This is a genomic window from Prochlorococcus marinus str. MIT 9302 (genome assembly GCF_000759975.1).
Classification (GTDB): Bacteria; Cyanobacteriota; Cyanobacteriia; order PCC-6307; family Cyanobiaceae; genus Prochlorococcus_A; species Prochlorococcus_A marinus_M.
Window position 1 is genome coordinate 22,786 of sequence record NZ_JNAM01000002.1, and the last position, 20,761, is coordinate 43,546.

Annotated in this window: 15 protein-coding genes; 10 read left to right on the forward strand and 5 right to left on the reverse strand. The window is 31.0% G+C overall.

Going from position 1 to position 20,761, the window contains the following annotated elements:
* Positions 1 to 36: 36 nt before the first annotated feature.
* From guaA to mrdA, 8 genes are all read left to right on the forward strand, one after another.
* Complete coding sequence (guaA, locus tag EU96_RS08415) at positions 37 to 1,623, forward strand: glutamine-hydrolyzing GMP synthase (RefSeq protein WP_032525744.1); 1,587 nt, start codon at positions 37 to 39, stop codon at positions 1,621 to 1,623.
* 213 nt (positions 1,624 to 1,836) lie between these two features.
* Complete coding sequence (locus EU96_RS09630; protein ID WP_052044248.1) at positions 1,837 to 3,417, forward strand: tetratricopeptide repeat protein; 1,581 nt, start codon at positions 1,837 to 1,839, stop codon at positions 3,415 to 3,417.
* Positions 3,418 to 3,804: 387 nt separating this feature from the next.
* Positions 3,805 to 5,142 (forward strand): tetratricopeptide repeat protein, encoded by a 1,338-nt coding sequence (locus EU96_RS09635; RefSeq protein WP_052044249.1) that lies wholly within the window; start codon positions 3,805 to 3,807, stop codon positions 5,140 to 5,142.
* Between the two features lie 304 nt (positions 5,143 to 5,446).
* Positions 5,447 to 6,052 (forward strand): rhomboid family intramembrane serine protease, encoded by a 606-nt coding sequence (locus tag EU96_RS08410; RefSeq protein ID WP_032525746.1) that lies wholly within the window; start codon positions 5,447 to 5,449, stop codon positions 6,050 to 6,052.
* Positions 6,053 to 6,692: 640 nt separating this feature from the next.
* The gene (locus EU96_RS08405) at positions 6,693 to 7,406 is read left to right on the forward strand and encodes a PD-(D/E)XK nuclease family protein (protein WP_032525747.1); all 714 of its coding nucleotides are present in this window, start codon (positions 6,693 to 6,695) and stop codon (positions 7,404 to 7,406) included.
* An 80-nt stretch (positions 7,407 to 7,486) separates the two neighbouring features.
* Entirely contained in the window at positions 7,487 to 8,095 is a 609-nt protein-coding gene (locus EU96_RS08400) for a hypothetical protein (protein WP_032525748.1), read from the forward strand.
* Positions 8,096 to 8,203: 108 nt separating this feature from the next.
* Complete coding sequence (locus EU96_RS10105; RefSeq protein WP_193741287.1) at positions 8,204 to 8,347, forward strand: hypothetical protein; 144 nt, start codon at positions 8,204 to 8,206, stop codon at positions 8,345 to 8,347.
* Positions 8,348 to 8,358: 11 nt separating this feature from the next.
* On the forward strand, positions 8,359 to 10,149 hold the full coding sequence (gene mrdA, locus EU96_RS08395) for a penicillin-binding protein 2 (RefSeq protein WP_080735235.1): 1,791 nt from the start codon (positions 8,359 to 8,361) through the stop codon (positions 10,147 to 10,149).
* A 22-nt stretch (positions 10,150 to 10,171) separates the two neighbouring features.
* On the opposite strand, the gene EU96_RS08390 is transcribed toward mrdA, so the two are convergent.
* From EU96_RS08390 to EU96_RS08380, 3 genes are read right to left on the reverse strand one after another with little or no spacing between them, the layout of a single operon-like run.
* On the reverse strand, positions 10,172 to 10,696 hold the full coding sequence (locus EU96_RS08390) for an NADPH-dependent FMN reductase (protein ID WP_032525749.1): 525 nt from the start codon (positions 10,694 to 10,696) through the stop codon (positions 10,172 to 10,174).
* Between the two features lie 25 nt (positions 10,697 to 10,721).
* Positions 10,722 to 12,524: a diflavin flavoprotein gene (locus EU96_RS08385; protein ID WP_032525750.1), complete on the reverse strand. Its 1,803-nt coding sequence runs from the start codon at positions 12,522 to 12,524 to the stop codon at positions 10,722 to 10,724.
* A gap of 17 nt (positions 12,525 to 12,541) precedes the next feature.
* Complete coding sequence (locus EU96_RS08380; RefSeq protein WP_032525751.1) at positions 12,542 to 14,317, reverse strand: diflavin flavoprotein; 1,776 nt, start codon at positions 14,315 to 14,317, stop codon at positions 12,542 to 12,544.
* A gap of 119 nt (positions 14,318 to 14,436) precedes the next feature.
* On the opposite strand from EU96_RS08380, the gene alaS reads away from it, so the two are divergent.
* Complete coding sequence (gene alaS / locus EU96_RS08375) at positions 14,437 to 17,097, forward strand: alanine--tRNA ligase (RefSeq protein ID WP_032525752.1); 2,661 nt, start codon at positions 14,437 to 14,439, stop codon at positions 17,095 to 17,097.
* Here alaS and speA read toward each other — a convergent pair.
* Positions 17,082 to 19,028: a biosynthetic arginine decarboxylase gene (gene speA, locus EU96_RS08370; protein WP_032525753.1), complete on the reverse strand. Its 1,947-nt coding sequence runs from the start codon at positions 19,026 to 19,028 to the stop codon at positions 17,082 to 17,084. The two genes, alaS and speA, sit on opposite strands and share 16 nt — an antisense overlap.
* Positions 19,029 to 19,148: 120 nt before the next feature.
* Between speA and ndk the strand changes: the two genes are divergently transcribed.
* Complete coding sequence (gene ndk / locus EU96_RS08365; RefSeq protein ID WP_032525754.1) at positions 19,149 to 19,607, forward strand: nucleoside-diphosphate kinase; 459 nt, start codon at positions 19,149 to 19,151, stop codon at positions 19,605 to 19,607.
* Positions 19,608 to 19,610: 3 nt separating this feature from the next.
* Here the strand turns inward: ndk and thiO are convergent, their stop codons facing one another.
* Positions 19,611 to 20,720 (reverse strand): glycine oxidase ThiO, encoded by a 1,110-nt coding sequence (gene thiO, locus EU96_RS08360; RefSeq protein WP_032525755.1) that lies wholly within the window; start codon positions 20,718 to 20,720, stop codon positions 19,611 to 19,613.
* Between the last annotated feature and the right edge of the window lie 41 nt (positions 20,721 to 20,761).

Sequence of the window (20,761 nt, forward strand, 5' to 3'; positions counted from 1 at the left end):
TATGCTTTTGTAAATAAATTGAGCTAACTTTTATACATGAGTCAAACATCTTTAAAAAAAGAACGCGATCCTTCAATACTAATTTTAGATTTTGGATCTCAATATTCTGAATTGATTGCAAGAAGAATTAGAGAAACTAATGTTTTTTCTCTTGTAGTAAGTAACTTTATTTCAATTGAAGAAATTAATGATATTAATCCTAAAGGGATAATTTTGAGTGGTGGCCCAAATTCTGTATATGAACAAAATGCTCCAAAATGTGATGAAAAAATTTTTAATTTAGGAATTCCTATTCTTGGCATATGCTACGGAATGCAATTAATGGTCAAAGAACTTGGAGGAACTGTCACTTCAGCAACCAAAAAAGCTGAATATGGTAGAGCCCCTCTAACTATAGATCAAGAATCTGACCTTCTTTCTGATGTGGAAGATAAATCTATAATGTGGATGAGTCATGGCGATTCAATTCATTCTTTGCCTGATGGATTTAATAAAATTGCTCATACCGAGAACACACTCCATGCAGCAATTTCAAATGATAGAAAGAAATTATTTGGCGTACAATTTCATCCTGAAGTAATTCATTCAGAGTTTGGGATTACGATAATTAAAAATTTTGTTTATGACATTTCTAGTTGTGCGGCTGATTGGACAACCGAAACCTATATTGAGGAAACTATTCCCAGGATAAGAGAGCAAGTTGGCAATAAAAAAGTTTTGCTTGCTTTATCAGGAGGAGTTGATTCATCAACTCTTGCGTTTCTTCTCAATAAAGCAATTGGAAATCAGCTTACATGCATGTTTATAGACCAAGGTTTTATGAGAAAAGGTGAACCTGAATTTTTAATGAATTTTTTTGATAAGAAATTTCATATCAAGGTTGAATATATTAATGCAAGGGAAAGGTTTATTTCTAAATTAAAAGGGATTACTGATCCAGAACAAAAAAGAAAAATTATTGGTGAAGAATTTATTAGGGTATTTGAAGAAGAAAGTAATAGATTGGGGCCTTTTCAGTATTTAGCCCAAGGTACTCTTTACCCTGATGTTATTGAAAGTGCTGGTACTAATATTGATCCTAAGACTGGGGAAAGAATAGCGGTAAAAATTAAGAGTCATCATAATGTGGGCGGATTACCAAAAGATTTACAATTCAAATTAGTTGAGCCATTAAGAAAACTTTTTAAGGATGAAGTCCGCAAATTGGGAGCGGCCTTAGGTTTGCCGGATGAAATTATAAAAAGGCATCCATTCCCGGGCCCAGGGTTAGCGATCAGAATTTTGGGAGAAGTTAATAATGAAAAACTTGACTGCTTAAGAGATGCAGATTGGATAGTTCGAGACGAAATTAAAAAAGCAGGTCTTTACAATGATATTTGGCAAGCTTTTGCAGTATTGTTACCAGTTAAAACTGTAGGAGTTATGGGTGATAAAAGGACTTATGCATGGCCAATAGTTTTACGTTGTGTATCTAGTGAAGATGGTATGACAGCAGACTGGTCAAAAATTCCTTTTCCGATTTTAGAGAGAATTTCCAATAGAATCGTAAACGAAGTCGTTTCAGTTAATAGAGTTGTTTATGATATTACAAGCAAACCGCCAGGAACTATTGAGTGGGAATAAAAAGATTTTAAAAACCCAGTAATAACTTAATTAAATCGGTTTTACTTGAGAAATAGTCAAGATCATAGTTATGTCATAGCAGTGCTTTTGGGCGAAAAAATATAGGGCGGTTTTACGTGGGTTTTACGTTGCTCTTATTCTCCGTCTCTTAAGAGAAATCGTATAAAGTCTGTTTTCTCTACAGTTGGTATAGTGATTTAAAGTAATTTTGTTATGAAAAAAAGAACTGCTTTTATTGGGGCAATATTATCTTTAATTCCACTAGGTCAACCATTATTGAGAGGCACAGGTATTGCATTAATAAGTAGTGCTGTAATACATTCATTATCTGCTAAAGCAGAGACAAATAATGCAAATTATTTTTATAAAAAAGGTCTTAAAAAATATGATCAAGATGATTTTAGAGGAGCGCTATCAGAGTTCACAAAAGCAATAAAAATCAACTCAGAATATGGAGATGCTTACTATTACCGTGGTCGTGTAAAAAAAGAATTACTAGATATTAAAGGAGCGATAGAGGACTACACAAAAGCAATAAAAATCAACCCAAATGATGGTAGGGCATATTACTACAGAGCAATTATTAAAGAGGGTCGAAGAGACTTTCAAGGAGCGATAGAGGACTACAAAAAAGCAATAAAAATCAACCCAAATGATGGTAGGGCGTATTACAACAAAGCAATTCTATATTCCTCTTACAACCGAGTAATTCTAAAAGAGGGTCAAAAAAGAGATGTTAAAGGAGCGATAAAGGACTATACAAAAGCAATAAAAATCAACCCAAATGATGTAGTTGCGTATTACTACAGAGCAATTCTAAAAGAGGGTCAAAGAGATATTAAAGGAGTGATAGAGGACTACACAAAGGCAATAAAAATAAACCCAGAATATGGAGATGCTTACTATAACCGTGGTCGAGCAAAACAAGAATTACTAGATACTAAAGGAGCGATAGAGGACTACACAAAGGCAATAAAAATAAACCCAGAAAATGCAGATGCTTACTTTAATAGATCAAAAGCAAAAGATGAATTAAAGGATTATGAAAGTGCTTTTTTGGATATGAAAAGATCACTAGAAATTTCCTCTAAAGGCAAGGATGGAATCTTTATTAAAGATATTGTTCCACTTACGATATTAAATAAACGCTCCGAACTAAATATACGCGACGATATGCTTAAAGGTTTTAGGCAATTTGCGGGATTCGATGGCAAAACATATCAAAAACCTATTACCTATTATATTCACGATAAAACAGGAAGATTGAGTTCTAAACTTTTACCAAAAGCGTTCAAGAAAACTTATGAAATTTCTGATGATGCTGAGAAATTTATTGTTGATATTTTTTCTAAAATTGACTCCTATATTGACCTTGACTTTATGAGAGTCGATTCACCAAGTAAAGCAATGATAAAAATTTTTAAAACAAATGAATGGGAGGAAGAGGGAAAGACTGGATATATGAGTTCGGATACTTATCCAAAATATAGAATTGAAATAGCGTGGTCAGAAGGATTTCGATATAACAAACTGCAGATGAAGAAATACCCAACTTTATCTGTAGATGGCGCTTCAATAATAGTTCATGAAATTGCGCACGCATTAGGTTTATGGCATAGGGATCCTGGATGTGGACGATATTGTAATTTTGTTATTGATCCAAAAGATGAACGTTTTACTACTGAGGATACAATCATGTCTTATAACGATTATCGGTCTCCAGACGATAGTTTCCTTACAGAACTGGACATCGTAGCATTAAGAACAATTTGGGGTCTTGAAAAAGGCAATTAATCTATTCGTTGAAAATAAAAATGTATTCTCTACAATTAGTTCATATAATTACAAAGCAAAATATAAAGAATGGAAGTTTTCGGTTTTACGTGGGTTTTACGCAAGAATTTTGAAATCATCCAAGTCAGTCATACCAATTACTTTGAAGCGTCAAAATTGGGTGAAACCATTGAGTGGGAATAAACAGATTTTAAGAACTCAGTGATAACTTAAATTAATCGGTTTTACGTGATATATAGTCAAAATAATTGTTATGTCATAGCAGTGCTTTTGGGCGATAAAACATAGGGCGGTTTTACGTAGCACTTTTTCAGCGTCTCTTAAGAGAAATCGTATCAAGTCTGTTTTCTCTACAGTAGGTATATTTAAAAAAAAATTAATTTTGAGATGAAGAAAAGAACTGCTTTTATTGGAGCAATATTATCTTTAATGCCTATAGGTCATTCATTTTTATTTAAAGGAGGTTTTAGTCTAGTAACTTCAGTATTCGTTGTCCTTCATCATCAAAAAGTAAATGCAGAAAGCGCACAATTTTTCATTAATCGTGGTGTTGATAAGTTAGATGCAGAAGATTACAAAGGTGCGATATCTGACTTTACAGAGGCAATAAAAATTAATCCAAAAAATGGTGATGCTTACTATAACCGTGGAATTGCAAAAGAAGATTTAGAAGATTACAAAGGTGCTATATCTGATTATACAGAAGCAATAATAATCAATTCAAAAGATGATGATGCCTACAATAATCGTGGAATTGCAAAATTAAATTTAGAAAATTACAAAGGTGCAATATCTGACTTTACAGAGGCAATAAAAATTAATCCAAAACATGAATTTGCATATTCTAATCGTGGAATTGCAAAAGAAAATTTAGAAGATTACAAAGGTGCAATATCTGACTTTACAGAAGCAATAAAAATTAATCCAAATGATGGAGAGAGTTATATGGATCGTAGTTTAAATAAAGAATCAATAGGAGATATTAAAGGTGCAGTATTTGATAAAAATAAAGGACTAGAAATATTTGCGAAAAATATAAAAACTAAGGTTAAGTTATCTACTAAAGATATACTTTACACCGACGTTTCATCTGACCCTTTATTGAGAGGTTTTAATAAATATGCTGGATTTGATGGTAATACTTATACAAGACCAATTACATATTACATTCACGATAAAAACGGCAAACTAAATTCTAAATTATTACCAAAATACTTTAAGAAAACCTATGAACACTCTTTAGATGAAGAGAAATTTATTGTAAATTTTATTTCTAAGATTGATAAATATATTGACCTTGATTTTGAAAGAGTTGATTCAAAGACTGATGCAATGATAAGAATATATAAAACTAATATAAATGAAGATACTTATGGAATGGCGTCTGATAATGGAGATGATGTTCCAGACAGATGGTTTCGATTAGATGTCGCGTGGGGTGACTCTCCAATGGATATTCCAAAATTAAAAAAATATCCTACTTTATCCGTGGGCAGTGCCTATACAATAGTGCATGAATTAGCTCATGCCCTTGGTTTGGCACATTTTGATAAGGGTTGTGGAAAATATTGTAAATCTAATTTTGATCCCGAAGATATGAGAATTAATAGTAAGAAGACAGTGATGTCTTACAACAATTTTCTATATCCAGTAGATGATATGTTTGTAACGGAATTTGATTTAAAAGCATTAAGAAAAGTATGGGGAGTTGAAAAAGGAAATTAATTTTTTTTTCTTATTGAAAACTCAAATATGTTCTCTACAACTAGTTCATATAATTACAACGCAAAGTATAAATAATGGAGTTAATAGGTTTTACGTTGGTTTTACCTAAGAATAGTGTCATAACTAAAGTCAATCATACCAACGACTTTGAAGCATCAAAATTGGGTGGAAACATTGAGTGGGAATAGCAAAAGGGGTATAAAGTCATTTATACTTTAAGAAAGTTGGTTACACGTGAGGGTAAAATCTCATCTCTACAGAGAAATTGTATAAAAATAAATTTCTCTAGACTTTCCACGTTTTTATGCCTTTTAAAAATTCCATATCGAAATATGATTGGCAGTATGTAGTCAGCGCTTCTGTTCTCATATCAGTTTTTATTTTTACAGATTTAATTAAAGTTTTCGATAAAGAATTTTTATACTTTGTCCCAAGATTAATCAGTGATCAACCCTATAGAATTTTTACATCGCTTTGGGTCCATGCAGATTTAAATCATTTATTAAGTAATCTCGGTGGAATAATTATCACTAGATATTTTTTAATGAGACTCGGAATTGCAAGCAGGTTGTTTTATTTGAAATTTATTTTAATTTGTTCTTTTTTAAATTTTTTTATTATATGGGTTTACGAGAAGATCTTATCGTATTTTTTTGATATCTATCCAAATTATGCTGCTTTAGGATTTAGCGGAATAATTTATGCTTTATTTGGATTCTTATTATTAACTTCTTTTTATGGAAAGAATTATTTTTTAGGTAAAAAAATTAGTTTAAAATCCAATGATGAAGTTCAAAAAATGTCGAAGACAATTTGCTTTATAGGATTGATTCTCTCTTTCTTGCCAGGAGTAAGTTTATTGGGTCATGTAAGTGGATTTGTTGCTGGATGTTTTTTGTTTTTAATCTAAATTTGGATAGAAATAAATTAGTAATTAATATGTTAAATCTATGAAAAGCTTATAGATTTGTACATTTTTGTAGATACGTGGCAGCAATTGGGTTACACGTGAAGAAATCGGTCTAATTCTGCTTTCAAACCTTTTGATATGACTACTTTTCTCGTAGTTCAAATTCCTTTAACTATAGAGTTTGCGTAAAGGATTTAAGGGTTTTATGAGATGTTTTATGTATATTTTTCCTGATTAATACTTTAGGTCTTCATATTTAGCCTTTTGAGTAATTATTTCCATTGCAGGTCTAAGCATCTCTTTATAGTTTTCCATCCTCCTAAAGATTTTGTATTGATTGGTTCTTTTCGCTAAAACCTTTCATTATTTATGAAGATAATATCTTTATATCGATTATAGTCTTAACTCAATGTTTTTATAAATTGTTTACTAAGTAAATAATGATTAATTTAATTGTAATTTCTAACTAATTATCTACAATTAGTTAGAAAAGTTTTTTCAACTTTCATAATGTAAGTAATACTTTTGCTTTGCACTTGGTTCTGAAGTGAAAATCACTCCTGTAATAGTCCAAGATTAGAGCAATTTAACTATTTAGTGGGGTAAATTATCAAATTTTTTAAATTAGATTTAAAACGTGATGAGCGAAATTATTAAATTAAGTAGATCCACTGTCGAAAAGTATCTTAGCTGTCCGAGATGTTGTGTACTTGATAAAAAGTATCGAATAAAACCACCATCATTACCATTTACTCTAAATATAGCAGTAGATAATTTATGTAAAAACGAATTTGATCATTACAGAAGAATTCAGGAGCCTCATCCCTTTTTGATTGAAAATGGCATTGATGCTGTCCCTTTCAAACATAAAGATCTAGAACGTTGGAGAAGTAATTTTCAAGGGATAAGATATAAATCAATTGAGCATAACTATGATTTTGGTGGAGCTGTTGATGATATTTGGCAAAAAAAAAATGGTGATCTTATCATCGTTGATGTAAAAGCAACATCTAGAAAAAATTTTGATTGGTCAGAGACTTTTAATAAATACGAATATGCAAAAGCTTATAAGAGACAATTGGAAATGTATCAGTGGTTATTTAAGAAAAACGGTTTTCAAGTTTCTAATGAAGCATATCTTTTATATTTTAATGGAAAAAAAAATGAAAAGTTTTTTAATAATCAATTAAAATTTGATGTAAATCTAATTAGATTAGAATGCTCAACATCATGGGTAGAACCTAAGATAATTGATACAGTTAATTTATTACGTTCTGATACTTTTCCAAAACCTTCATCAAGTTGCGAATATTGTAATTATTTAAAAAAGCGTTGGCAGTTATCAATAAATTAATACTCATAGAATTTTTTTTTTAATTTCTGGAAAAATGTTAAATAAAAGATAATCTTTAATTAGATTATTAATTTAGACTTTTGGTAAATTTGAAAAACTCTGATAAAAAGATAACTAATCATCTTCAACAAGATGTAGTAAAAATATCTGGTAAAAAAATTTTTATTAATCCTTTTTTGTATTGGAGAAGATTCGATGAAAATACTAATAGATGGCTTAGAGAACTTGGTCAAATGTCTGAGGATCAAATTCATCCAAATAGGAATCGTTTTTATCCAGAAATAGAGTGGACTGATTTAAGTCATGAGCAAAAACTAATCAAAGATGCAACTGTTGAGATGTTTTTAAAAACTCTTGAATTGATAAGTACATTTCATCCTTATCTTAATTCAGGTCAGTTATTAGAAGTTGAGAGAAAAATGGCGATTATAAAAAAAATACCTTTTGAAAAGTGGGTTAAAAAATCGTTCGCCAAAAAAGCAAAATTATTAGAAAATGAAAAGAGAAAGTTTCAAAGAGAAAGGTTTTTTAGCAACTGGAAGGAATGGTTTCTTCTTGAAAATACTCAACAAGCTTTTTTACCATTAATCGTTACGATATTCCTCTCATTATTCATAGGGTGGTCTTTAGGAATATCTAAAAATAGTTGTAATCCTTATTTTGAACAAAACTTGGAACAGTTAAATTAATTTTCTTATGATTTTTGTACAGTATCGAACTTAATATTATTTTGAAAAATTTTTTTTTTTATTTAAGATTGGAATATATAGAACAATGAAGCTAAAAATTAAAAGTTTATGAATGAAGAATTTACTCCAAATGATCTAGAAAATGATGATTTTACTCTGAATAAAGAAGAGAGCGATTATAAAAATTTAATCACTAGACTTAAAGATATAAGTTCAACTATTGCTTTATTAGAAAAAACAATATTTAGATAAACTTTAAATTTTTGATAATAAGAAACTCTAGTCAAAAACTTATTGCATTCAAGAGACAATCTTTAGTCTTACTTATCTTTTCTTCTATTTCATTTTTATTGATTTTATTAAGGTTAATTTTTTTACAATTATTAAATTACGAATCTTTTATGCAAATGTCTGATGAGAATCGCATTAGACTTATCGCTTCTCAACCAATACGAGGAAGAATACTTGATAAAAATGGTAATGTTCTAGCAGATAGTAGAGTGAAATATTCTCTAATAATAAAACCTCAAGCTGTAAATGAAAGCGATTGGGGAAAACATAAATTAATTATTTCTGACTTATTAAATATTGATAAAAATTTAATTCAAACAAAATATTTTGATGGTTTAAAAAATCAGAAACTTGCAGTAACTATTATTGATGATTTAAGTGTGAATCAATTAATAAAATTTAAGGAAAATGAAGATAATTTATTTAGTTTTGAAATAGCGACGAAATTAATTAGAAATTATCCTTATAAATCCTTAGCTGCTCACTTAATTGGATATACACAGCCAATTACTGATTTAGAATATAAATTTTTATCTAAAAAGGGTTATAAATTAAATGATTTAATAGGTAGAACTGGCATTGAATATGTTTACGAAGACTTTATAAGAGGTGAATGGGGTGGAGAGATGGTTGAAGTAAATTCTTTAGGGAAATTCCAAAGATCCTTGGGTGTTAAACCCTCCATACAAGGTAATGATATTGAATTGACTATTGATATGGAATTGCAATTAATTGCTGAGGAAGTTCTTAAAGACAAAAAAGCTGGAGCCATAATAGTTATGGATCCAAGAGATGGTGCAATAAAGGCAATGGCAAGTAGGCCTACTTTTGATTTGAATTTTTTCTCAAAGGATTTTAAGCCTGAAAAAGAATACAATAAGTTATTCAATTCTACTGAAAAACCTCTTTTCAATAGAGCATTAAATGCTTATGATCCTGGAAGTGTTTGGAAGATTGTAACGGCTTTAGCGGGCTTAGAAAGTGGAAAATTTCCAATTGATACTATGTTGGAAACTAAACCATGTATAACTTATGGGAGCCAATGTTTTAGGGAGCATAATGATTTAGGCTTTGGGGTAATAGGTTATGAAGATGCTTTAAGAGTTTCAAGTAATACATTTTTTTATCAAGTCGGATATGGAGTAGGTGTTGACGAAATTCATAAGGTCTCTAGAAAGCTTGGTTTTAATTCTTTATCTGGAATTGAAATTTCTGAACAAGAAAATATAGGTTTAGTAGCAAGTAGCAAATGGGCTAAAGAAGGGAGAGGATGGGGCGAACCAGGAAGAACTCCTTGGGTTCCAGAAGATATTGCGAGTATGTCTATTGGACAATTTGTTGTTCAAGTTACTCCTATTCAATTAGCCAGAGCATATGCAGCGATTGCAAATGGAGGTTATCTAGTTACTCCTCATTTAGTTAAAAAAGATGATGGAAATGTTTTAGATAAACAACGTATTAAAATTGATATTGATCCAAATAATATTCAGTTGATAAAAGACGGCCTCAGGAAAGTAGTCGAGTCTGGTACAGGAGTATCAATTAATTATGGAGTTTCAAATTTACCTCCAGTTTCAGGTAAAACTGGAACTGCTGAAGATGGTGAAGGTGGCTTAGATCATGCTTGGTTTGTTTGTTTTACTCCTTCTGAAAAGAGTGAGTTGCTTATAGTTGCTTTTGCTCAAAATACTCCAGGTGGAGGTTCTGTACATGCACTTCCTATGGCGAGACAAATTCTAAAAGTTTGGAATGAACAAAATTGATATTTAGTTTTATTTTTACAGTTTATGTTTTTAATTTTTTCATTTGTAGAAGTCTTTTAATAATATCTTCAATAGTTTTGGTGTCTATCGGTTTACTATATGAAGACAAAAGTTGTCTGCCTAATACTTGACTTCCTAAATGCACTAGTTGAATGCGTAATGAGGTAAGTAGTTCTAATCCTATGCCACCAGAAAATGTTGCAATTGCAATTGGTTGACCATTAAATAAATTTCTAAAGTCATCTCCCGAGATAGAGAGCCATGCTATGAAGTTGGAGAGAATGGGAGGTATTGAACCATTATATTCAGGAGCACAAATCACCCACTTTTCTATTGAGAAAAGCTTTTTTTTTAATTCTTCTATTTCTCTTGGAATATTTTCTTTGCTGTGAATTCTTGGATTAAATAGTGGAATATCAAGAGTGGTAAGATCTAAAATCTCAGAACTTATTTTAAGTTCATTACTTTTTTCTAGGAATTTTTCAGAAAGTTCTAGATTTTTCCCACAACTAGCTGTAATAATTATTAGATCTTTTGATTCAGTCATAAATTAAATAAATAAATAAATAAATTTAATAGCTAGCACCAGTTTTACGATGATGCACTGCTGTTAGACTATCGGATTTTAATATATTACCGTGTAGCACTTCGGCGTATATAACCCAATGATCTCCACATTCCATTCTCTTTTTTACAGAAGCATCCAACCATGCTAAGGACTCAGGGATGATTATCTGTTCATTAGGAGTCAATTCAGGTTCTAAACCTTCAAATCTATCTTCTCCTGGTGCAAATGATTTAGTGAATCTTTTCAAAGGTTCTTTAAAATCTTTTTCACTTAAAATGTTTAATGCGAATGAATCTCCAATTTGAAGAAGAGATTCTACCGATCTATCTTTTGCTACTGCGATACTTAATCCCGGTGGAGAAAAACTTGCTTGACTAACCCAAGATGCAAGCATAGCTCCTTTGATATTGTTCTCAGCTTTTCCTTTAGAGGCAGTTAGAACACAAAGCGAACCAATAACTCTTCCAAGTGCTTGTAACTTTGGATTCGTTTTACTTGTAATCATTCCTGTATCTGATTTTCTGGTTTTTTTATTTGCTTTTTTTAAAATTTTTCTCCCAAAGTGAGTTCCTATTTCTTCTAGCTCTTTAATCTTTGGTTTATTTGGACTGAATTTAATTCTTATAGGGTCAAAACTAAACTTAAAACCACCGTCTTTTAATTTTGATTCAAGTAAATCTATAGCTTCGCCGCTCCAGCCAAAACTGCCAAAAATTCCCACTGGCTTATCTCTATTACCCTCTGCTAATAATGTTCCTAGTGCACTAACTATTGGAGTTGGTGCGTGGCCGCCTAAGGTGGGTGATCCGATTAAATAACCATTAGCATTTTGGATAGATTTTACAAGTAAATCATTAGGTGTAAATTCACAATTAATACTTTCAACTTCTACGGAGGTTCTATTTATCCCTTTAGCCAATGCATCACCTATTGAGGCTGTATTTCCATAAGCACTTGCATATATAAGAGCGATCTTAGGATTATTTGTTGAGAGGTTCTCTCCCCATCTAATATAGTCATTTAAAAAGCTTTTTAAGCTATATTCGATCGCGGGACCATGTAATGGTGCAATAGTTTTAATGTCATAATCTGCAATTTTTTCAGTTATTGATACTACTTGATTAGACATTGGTGCCATCAAGCAATCATAAAAATGTTTCCTATCAATTTCTGTACTAACTCGATTTGTTTCAGACCAATATTTAGATGCAATGTGTGCAGAGAAAATTTTTTCACTAAGAAGTATTTCTTGATTACGTTCATAAATTATCAGGCCACCAGGCCAACGTGCTGTTGGAATAGGAATTAATTCTAGTGAAATGTTATCTAATTCTAAATTAAGCTCTTTTTTAATTATGTTTATTTCAGGTAATTGAATTTCAATAAAGTTTTCTAAGGTAGGATTTCTTTGATTCCAAAGTTCGCTAATAAGTTTATAACCTGGATTAGAGCATGTAATAGTTGTGTTTTGAAATTGGGTACTTATATTTTTTATAGTTTCAATAATCTTGGGATTAATATGACCAGAAATGAAGTTGATTTTATCTAATTTAAATTGATCGCAAAACCTAGAAATTACTTTATTAAATGAATTCAAATATTGTTTCTCAGGTGGATGAATAATAAAAAGTTCCTTATTACTTCTAATGAAAAAAGTATTAAAAGAGGTTCCTTTTTCAAGGTTAAATTCAAGTTCAAATCTTTCTTTATTTTGGTCTAAGAATCTTACACAAGAAAAATTTTCGGTAATTTCAAATTCTGATAAGTTTTGATTTTCTGCATGTAGGTCTATGTTAATATCTGACATTTTTAAAGACTTATTTTCTAATAGTGATTAGCAACTTTTCTGTGATGAACTGCTGTCTTGCATGATAAGTCAGAAACATTACCGTTTTCAACAATTCCGTAAATTATCCAATGGTCTGGAGTCTCCATTCTGGAAATAACTTTACAATCTAAAAAGGCGAGTGAATCTGAGAGAACTGGCCCTCCTTCAGCAATGTTGTTAATTACATCTACATCTGCAAATCTATCAGCTCCAGGGGCAAATCTTTTTAAAAAATGTCTGAACATTTTTTGATAGTTATCTTCTCTCAAGATATTCACAACAAAACCATTACCAACTTGCATATATGATTCAATAGCTCTATCTTTTGCTACTGCAACTGTAATACCTGGTGGAGAAAAGCTTGCTTGACTAACCCAACTTGCGACCATTGCACTTTGTCTAAATGTCGAACCTGCCCCTTGGCTCGCTGTAACTACATATAAACCTCCACTTAATCTACCTAACGCTTTATCTAAATTTGAATCAAGGCTTTTCATAGAGGCAATATTCTTCTTTTTATTGATCAATTGACCCAAGTCAGTTCCAGCTTCTTCGAATTGTTGATAAACAATGGGATCTGGAATATTTTTAACTCTTAAAGGGGAGAAAGCTTCTTTTTGACCAAGTTCTCTTAATTTATTTGCTAAGGAATCTATTGGTTCATCATTTCCACCAAATGCATCATAGACAGCAGTAAATTGTTTCGGTTTTAGTGCTGCAAATAAAGTACCGAGAGATTCTTTTAATTCATTATCTGAGTCTACTGGCCATGTGGGAATGACTACTGCTTTTGATTCGGAAATTAAACTTGTTAATTCTTGCGGGTCAGAAGATCTTAAATCAATTAATTGAACCTGTGAATCTGCTTTACTTATTCCATGAGATATCGCCTGACTTAGTCGATCACAATAACCATAGTCGCTTATATAGCAGACTGACACAAAATCATTGCCTTTGCTTTTATTGCTACTCCATTCTAGATATTTTCCTTTCCAAAAATTGACCTGATTATGGAGCAAAGGGCCATGACCAACAGCTATTGTTTTTAATTCAGGTAGCTTATCTATTCTTTTAATTGCCTGCAGAACGCTTCTAGCGTTTGGACCCATAAGGCAATCGTAATAAAAACGGAAATCATCGTATATTTCTTTTTGATCAGTGTCAAAAAATTCATCAGAACAATAATGGAGTCCAAATGCATCGCATGTATAGAGAACATGTGTGATGTGATCATATGAAAATATGGTATCTGGCCAATGTAAATTTGGTGCACTTATAAATTCAATATTATGTTCTAAACCACTATTAGGATTAGTTCCGAGATTTAAAAACTCTCCACTCTTAACCTCTAGACGCTTAAAAGGAATATGTATTTGGTCTTCAATAAATTTAAGGGCTAATTTTGATCCAACTACTGTGATATTTTGGTTTAATTCTAAAAGATTACCTATTAAACCAGAATGATCAGGTTCTGTATGGCTTGTAATTAGATAATCAACTTCTTGTGGATTGACCTTTTTCAGTAATTCTTTAAACCATAATTCTTCGAACTTTGCATGACTAGTATCAATAATTGCTATTTTTTCGCCTCTAATAATAAAACTATTGTAAGTAGTTCCATTTCTTAAACCAAATTCAATATCAAATCTACTGCGATCCCAATCCAAAGATCTTATGGCACAAGAATCATCAGCGAAATTTTGAGATTGAACTGTCAACTTGTTATTTATTTGTACCAATTTAGAATTACTTGTCTGGACAGAGGCTATCATAGAATAATTCGCTTTATAAAATAACTTTAGTTATATAGAATATAGATCCGCGTGATCATTTTTGCGAAATAACCGAAATTACGCTTTTCTTTAATTTTTATTCTTCTTATTCTGGATAAATGACATCTCAACTAATTAAAAAAATAGTTACTGGAGATGAGATAAGAAATGCTTTTTTAAAATTTTACAGTGAAAAATTACATAAAATCATTCCAAGTGCATCTTTGATTCCAGATGACCCTACGGTTATGCTCACAATTGCTGGAATGCTACCTTTTAAACCTGTTTTTTTAGGTTTAAAAGAAAGACCATCAAAAAGGGCTACATCTAGCCAAAAGTGCATCAGAACAAACGATATAGAAAACGTTGGAGTTACAGCTAGACACCACACTTTTTTTGAAATGCTTGGTAATTTCTCTTTTGGAGATTATTTTAAACGAGAGGCTATTCAGTGGGCTTGGGAATTAGTTACTAATATTTATCAACTTTCTGTTGAAAATATAATTGTGAGTGTTTTTCACGAAGACGGAGAGTCTGCAAAAATTTGGAGAGATCAAATTGGTATTCATCCAGATAGGATAGTTAAACTGGGTGAGAAAGATAATTTTTGGTCATCTGGTAAAACTGGTCCATGTGGACCTTGTTCAGAACTTTATTATGATTTTCATCCTGAAAAAGGTCTGCAGAATATTGATTTAGAAGATGGAGATCGTTTTATTGAATTTTATAATCTTGTTTTTATGCAATATAATCGTGATCCTAATGGAAAATTGACAGATTTAAAATGTAAAAATATTGATACAGGAATGGGCCTTGAAAGGATGGCCCAAATATTGCAAAAAAAGCAAAATAATTATGAGACAGATTTAATTTTTCCTATCATTCAAAAAATTTGTGAGATTGCAAATATTGATTATTTTTCTTCAGATGATAAAAATAAAATTTCTTTAAAAATTATTGGAGATCATACAAGAGCTGTTATTCATTTAATTTCTGATGGAGTAGCAGCAAGTAATCTCGGCAGGGGATATATACTAAGACGGCTAATTAGAAGAATGGTCAGACATGGGAGATTATTAGGCATAACAAATGAATTTTTACCTCGTATTGCTACTGTCGGGATCAATCTAATGCAAAATAATTATCCTGATTTAAACAATAATAGTGATTTAATTTTGAATGAGATAAAAATTGAAGAAGTAAGGTTTAGGGAAACTCTTGAAAGAGGTGAGAAATTGCTAGATGAGTTAATTTCTTCAGGGCAGAAATTAATTTCTGGTTTTAAAGCTTTTGAACTTTATGATACTTATGGATTTCCTCTAGAACTTACTGTAGAAATTGCTGAAGAAAATAGTATCAGTGTAGATGTAAAGGGTTTTGAAGAAGAAATGAATGCACAAAAAGAGAGAGCTAAAGCTGCTTCAAGTAATATTGATTTGACATTAGAGGGATCATTAGAGCGAGAAATAGATCTTTTTAACAAAACTGTTTTTAATGGTTATGATTCACTCCTTTCGGAAGCTGAAATAAAGGGTATATTCTTGGATTCAACATTAGTTAAGCAAGCAAGTAAAGGTCAGAAAGTTTTAATTGTTCTTGATCAGACAACTTTTTATGGAGAATCTGGTGGTCAAGTTGGTGATATTGGCACGATATTTTCAAAAGATGTAGAGGTCTTGATTGATAATGTTATTCGAAAGAAAAATGTTTTTTTACATTATGGAATGATCAAAAAAGGAATATTAACTATTGGACAAAAAGTTAAGACTAATGTTAAATCCTCTAATAGAGCTAAGGCTGCTGCGAATCATACAGCTACCCATTTATTGCAATCTGCTCTCAAATCAATCGTTAATGAAAGTGTTGGACAAAAAGGTTCATTAGTAGCCTTTAATAAATTAAGATTTGACTTTAATTCTTCAAATCCTATTTCTAAAGATCAAATTTCTAAGATTGAGACTTTAGTTAACTCTTGGATTATGGAAAATCATATCCTAGAAATAAAAAATATGTCTAAGAGTGAGGCTCTTGAAAAGGGTGCAGTGGCCATGTTTGGAGAAAAATATGATGATGAAGTGCGCGTTGTTAATGTGCCAGGAGTTTCAATGGAACTTTGTGGTGGCACACATGTTAAAACTACATCTGAATTAGGTTCTTTCAAAATAATTAGTGAGGAAGGAATCTCAGCCGGAGTAAGAAGAATCGAAGCATTATCAGGCCAATCAGCATTAGACTATTTCAGTGATAGAAATGCTTTAGTAAATAAACTAAGTGATTTGTTAAAAGCAAATCCTAATCAACTTTTTGAAAGGGTTAATAATTTGCAAGCAGAGCTTATTAATAAGAATAAAGAGATACAAACAATGAAAGATGAAATTGCATATTTTAAATACTCTTCTATGAAATCATCCGCAGAAATAGTAAATTCTTTTTCAATTTTAGTAAATCAGATTGATGGCTTAGATGGGAATTCTTTGCAATCTGCAGCACTTAATTTAACATCTCATTTGGGAAATAAAGCAATAGTGATTCTTGGGGGAATACCAAATCCAGAAAATAGAAAGTTGTTATTTGCAGTTTCTTTAGGTGATGATGCAGTAAAAATAGGATTGCATGCAGGTAAATTAATTAATGAGATTGCAAGAATTTGTTCGGGAGGTGGAGGAGGAAAGCCTAACTTTGCTCAAGCAGGTGCTAAAGATATTGATAAGTTAAGTGATGCTTTTGATTATGCTAAAAATCATTTGCAAAAAACATTAGATAGTCATTCTGATAAATAACTACTTTTTCTGAGACTAATTTCGATTTGATCCATTAATTTCCTTGCTTCTTCAATAGTTAATTTTTGTTGATCAATTGCTGATTCAGTATTAATTCTTATAGATTCAACCAAAGAAGCTGAACTGTAATCTAATAATTGTAAAATTTCAGATTTACTGTCCTCTTTAATAATATTTTTGACCTTATATGAATTATCTTGATTTATATCTATATGAACAACGTTTGTACTGCCAAATAAATTATGCAAGTTTCCTAATGCTTCTTGATAGGCTCCAGTCATAAAAATTCCAATTAGATAATCTTTATCTTGCTCTGGCTTGTGTAAATTGAGTAATGATTTAATTTTCCCATCATCAATAAAATTATTTAGTTTCCCATCTGAATCACAAGTTAAATCTGCAAAATTGCCTTTGCAGAAAGGCTCTTCTAAGTGCCTATGTATTGGTGCTATTGGAAAAATCTGATTAATTGCCCAGCTATCGGGAATAGATTTAAAGATTGATATATTTGCATAATAAGTTGACGCAAGAGTTTCTGTAATTTCAGATAAATCAGGGTGATTGATTTCATCATTATTCAGGTTATTGGAAATTTCTTTTGCGCAAGCCCAGGTAAGTTCTTCGGCATAAGCTCGTTCTGCTAAACTTAAAAATCCTAATCTAAAGGCAACTAAGCAATCTTCTTTAAACTTTTTTGCATCATTCCATAGTTCAATTATTTGAGAGAAATTTATTTTTTTATTTTTAAGTTTTTTTAATTCATAGAAAGTTTCAAGTAAATTGGAAATTATTAATTGTTGATCTTTGTTATCAATAATTTGTAGTTTGGAACTGACATGGCTTGTTCCTAAGACATTAAAAATTAAAACTGAACAATGACTAATTATTGCTCTTCCACTTTCTGAGATTATGGTTGGATGCTTGATATTATTTAATTCACATGAATCTTTAATGGTTGCAATTACATCGTTAGCATAATTTTGAATAGAATAATTAGTAGAGGTGTTGGAGGAGGTTTTAGTTCCATCAAAATCTATCCCTAATCCTCCCCCTACGTCGATATATTGCATTGGGGCACCTAGTTTACATAGTTCAACATATATTTGACTCGCTTCTTGTAATGCGTCTTTGATCACAGCAATATCACTTATTTGACTTCCTATATGAAAATGGAGCAATTTCATTTCTTTTATAAGATTTGCTTCTTTTAGTTCTTTTATTGTCAACATAATTTCTGGGATTGATAATCCAAATTTGGAATTATCTCCAATAGATTTTCCCCACCTACCACTACTTTTACTTGATAACTTTGCTCTAATTCCAATCAATGGTGTCGCGTTAAGTTCTTGAACTGCTTGAATAATTCTTTTTACCTCATCTCGTTGTTCAATAACTATTATTGGATTTTTGCCGAGTTTTCTGGCTAAAGTAGCAATCTCAATATATTTTTTATCTTTATATCCGTTGCATATCAATAATGAATTTTGGTTTTCAAGAAGTGCAAGGCCAATTAATAGTTCTGATTTACTTCCTACTTCTAAACCAAAATTCCATTGACTACCAAACTCTATTATCTTTTCCAATACATTTTTTTGTTGATTACATTTGACAGGAAAAACGCCTTGATAGATATTCTTATATTTGTAGGTTTTTATTGCTTTTGAAAAAGCATCATGTAGTGCATTTATTCGATCTTTTAAGATATCGTTAAATCTTATGATTAATGGAGGATTAATCTCTCTACTTTTAAGTTCTTTGACAAGCTTGAAAAGATCAATCTTATTTTCAGATTTTATATCTTTAGTTACTGATATATTTCCTTTGGAATTTATAGAAAAATATTTATCCCCCCATTTGTCTATGTTGTAAGTTGAAATACTATCTTCAATAGTCCAAATATTTTTTAATTTTTTTGGCTCAAAATTGGTCAATTTATTTCTTAATAATTAAAATGTTTTTGAAAATAACTCAAAACAATATCTTTTATTTTAATGATTACTTGCCAACTTACCACCCAAAAGTTGAATATACATAGAGTGATTATTAACTAAATGACCAAAGAGAGAACCTTTATTGCAATTAAACCAGATGGAGTTCAAAGAGGATATGTTGCTGAGATTATTGGCAGATTTGAAAAAAAAGGATTTAAATTGGTTGGATTAAAGCAATTAATTCCTTCAAAAGATCTTGCTCAAAATCATTATGGTGTACATAGAGAAAGACCCTTTTTTGGTGATTTAGTAGACTTTATTTCAAGTGGTCCTGTTGTAGCAATGGTGTGGGAAGGAGAAGGAGTTATTTTGAGTGCTAGAAAACTAATAGGTGCAACAAAACCTCTTGAAGCAGAGCCTGGAACAATTAGAGGTGATTTAGCTATTGATATAGGGAGGAATATTATTCATGGTTCTGATGGAGAAGATACTGCAAAATTTGAAATTGATCTATGGTTTAACGATGAGGAATTATGTGAGTGGGAAACTTCTGATTCGAAATGGCGATCTGAAAATTAAAATTTAAATCTCAAATCTATCTAAACTAAATTTTTCTAAAAAGCTTTTTTCTATTTCTTTGAGACTTTTATTTTGAACTATTTTCAAGAGAAGATCACTTGTTATTGCAGAAAATAAAACTCCATTTCTATAATGTCCTGTAGCTATAAAAAGGTTTTTAATTTTTGATTTTCCAATTATTGGTTTAAGGTCTGGTGTGCAAGGTCTAAATCCCCACCAATGTTCCATTTGTGGCCAATTAATAGCTTCTGGTAATAAGGAGCAAATACCTTCTTGCAGTTCTTTTATTCCATTAGGAGTATTACCCTGATTAAATTTTGAATCTTTTTCAACTGTCGCTCCAACGATAATAAGTCCATCATCACGTGGAACTAGATAAGTTTTTGGACCAAAAATAACTCTTTTCAAGAAATTTGTTGGACCTTGTATTGATAGCATTTGTCCCTTTACAGGAAAGACTGGAATCTTATTAAAAATGTTTTTACTCCAAGCACCACTACATATAATTGCTTTTTCGCAGGTAATTTTTTTTAGTTCCCCAGTGGCACATAAAACTGTTGCACCAGTAATTTTGTTTTTTTCTAAAATCAAATCCTCTACTTCTGATCCTTCTTGAAATTCAACTCCATGCAAGGAGCATGCTCTCTCAAGAGCACGCATCAGTCTTCTTCGGTTATCTATTTGACCATCTTGTTCAAAAAGTAAACCATGCTTCCAAATAGAATTAATTCCATTAATTTCTGTTTGAAGATCTTTGTGATTTAAATATTTTCCATATTTATACGTGGGAAACTCTTCAAGATCTTCTTTATTTTTAAAAGGAACTACTATGCCACATTTTTTTAAACCGCATTTAATATTACTATCTTGTTCAATACTTTTTATCCACTTTGGAATTAGACTTTGACTTTCTTGGCCAAATTTTAGTAATTCATCTTCGAGCCCTTCGGCATGAGTAGCTAACATTCCTGCAGCAACAAATCCAGCTGATTCATTTCTGTTTTTGCTTAAAACTAAAACTTTGAAGTTATTTCTAGAAAATGCATAAGCAATAGATAAACCTACAAGTCCACCCCCAATAATTAATATTGAATTTTTTGTTTCTTGTGTCATTTAAGAATTAATATTTTTATTTGTGATTTGGTCCTCTTTTC

What these genes read in the sequence shown, in the direction of transcription:
- guaA (WP_032525744.1), top strand. Translation starts at nt 37, where the DNA reads ATGAGTCAAACATCTTTAAAAAAAGAACGCGATCCTTCAATACTAATT.
- EU96_RS09630 (WP_052044248.1), top strand. Translation starts at nt 1,837, where the DNA reads ATGAAAAAAAGAACTGCTTTTATTGGGGCAATATTATCTTTAATTCCA.
- EU96_RS09635 (WP_052044249.1), top strand. Translation starts at nt 3,805, where the DNA reads ATGAAGAAAAGAACTGCTTTTATTGGAGCAATATTATCTTTAATGCCT.
- EU96_RS08410 (WP_032525746.1), top strand. Translation starts at nt 5,447, where the DNA reads ATGCCTTTTAAAAATTCCATATCGAAATATGATTGGCAGTATGTAGTC.
- EU96_RS08405 (WP_032525747.1), top strand. Translation starts at nt 6,693, where the DNA reads ATGAGCGAAATTATTAAATTAAGTAGATCCACTGTCGAAAAGTATCTT.
- EU96_RS10105 (WP_193741287.1), top strand. Translation starts at nt 8,204, where the DNA reads ATGAATGAAGAATTTACTCCAAATGATCTAGAAAATGATGATTTTACT.
- EU96_RS08390 (WP_032525749.1), bottom strand. Translation starts at nt 10,696, where the DNA reads ATGACTGAATCAAAAGATCTAATAATTATTACAGCTAGTTGTGGGAAA.
- EU96_RS08385 (WP_032525750.1), bottom strand. Translation starts at nt 12,524, where the DNA reads ATGTCAGATATTAACATAGACCTACATGCAGAAAATCAAAACTTATCA.
- EU96_RS08380 (WP_032525751.1), bottom strand. Translation starts at nt 14,317, where the DNA reads ATGATAGCCTCTGTCCAGACAAGTAATTCTAAATTGGTACAAATAAAT.
- alaS (WP_032525752.1), top strand. Translation starts at nt 14,437, where the DNA reads ATGACATCTCAACTAATTAAAAAAATAGTTACTGGAGATGAGATAAGA.
- ndk (WP_032525754.1), top strand. Translation starts at nt 19,149, where the DNA reads ATGACCAAAGAGAGAACCTTTATTGCAATTAAACCAGATGGAGTTCAA.
- thiO (WP_032525755.1), bottom strand. Translation starts at nt 20,720, where the DNA reads ATGACACAAGAAACAAAAAATTCAATATTAATTATTGGGGGTGGACTT.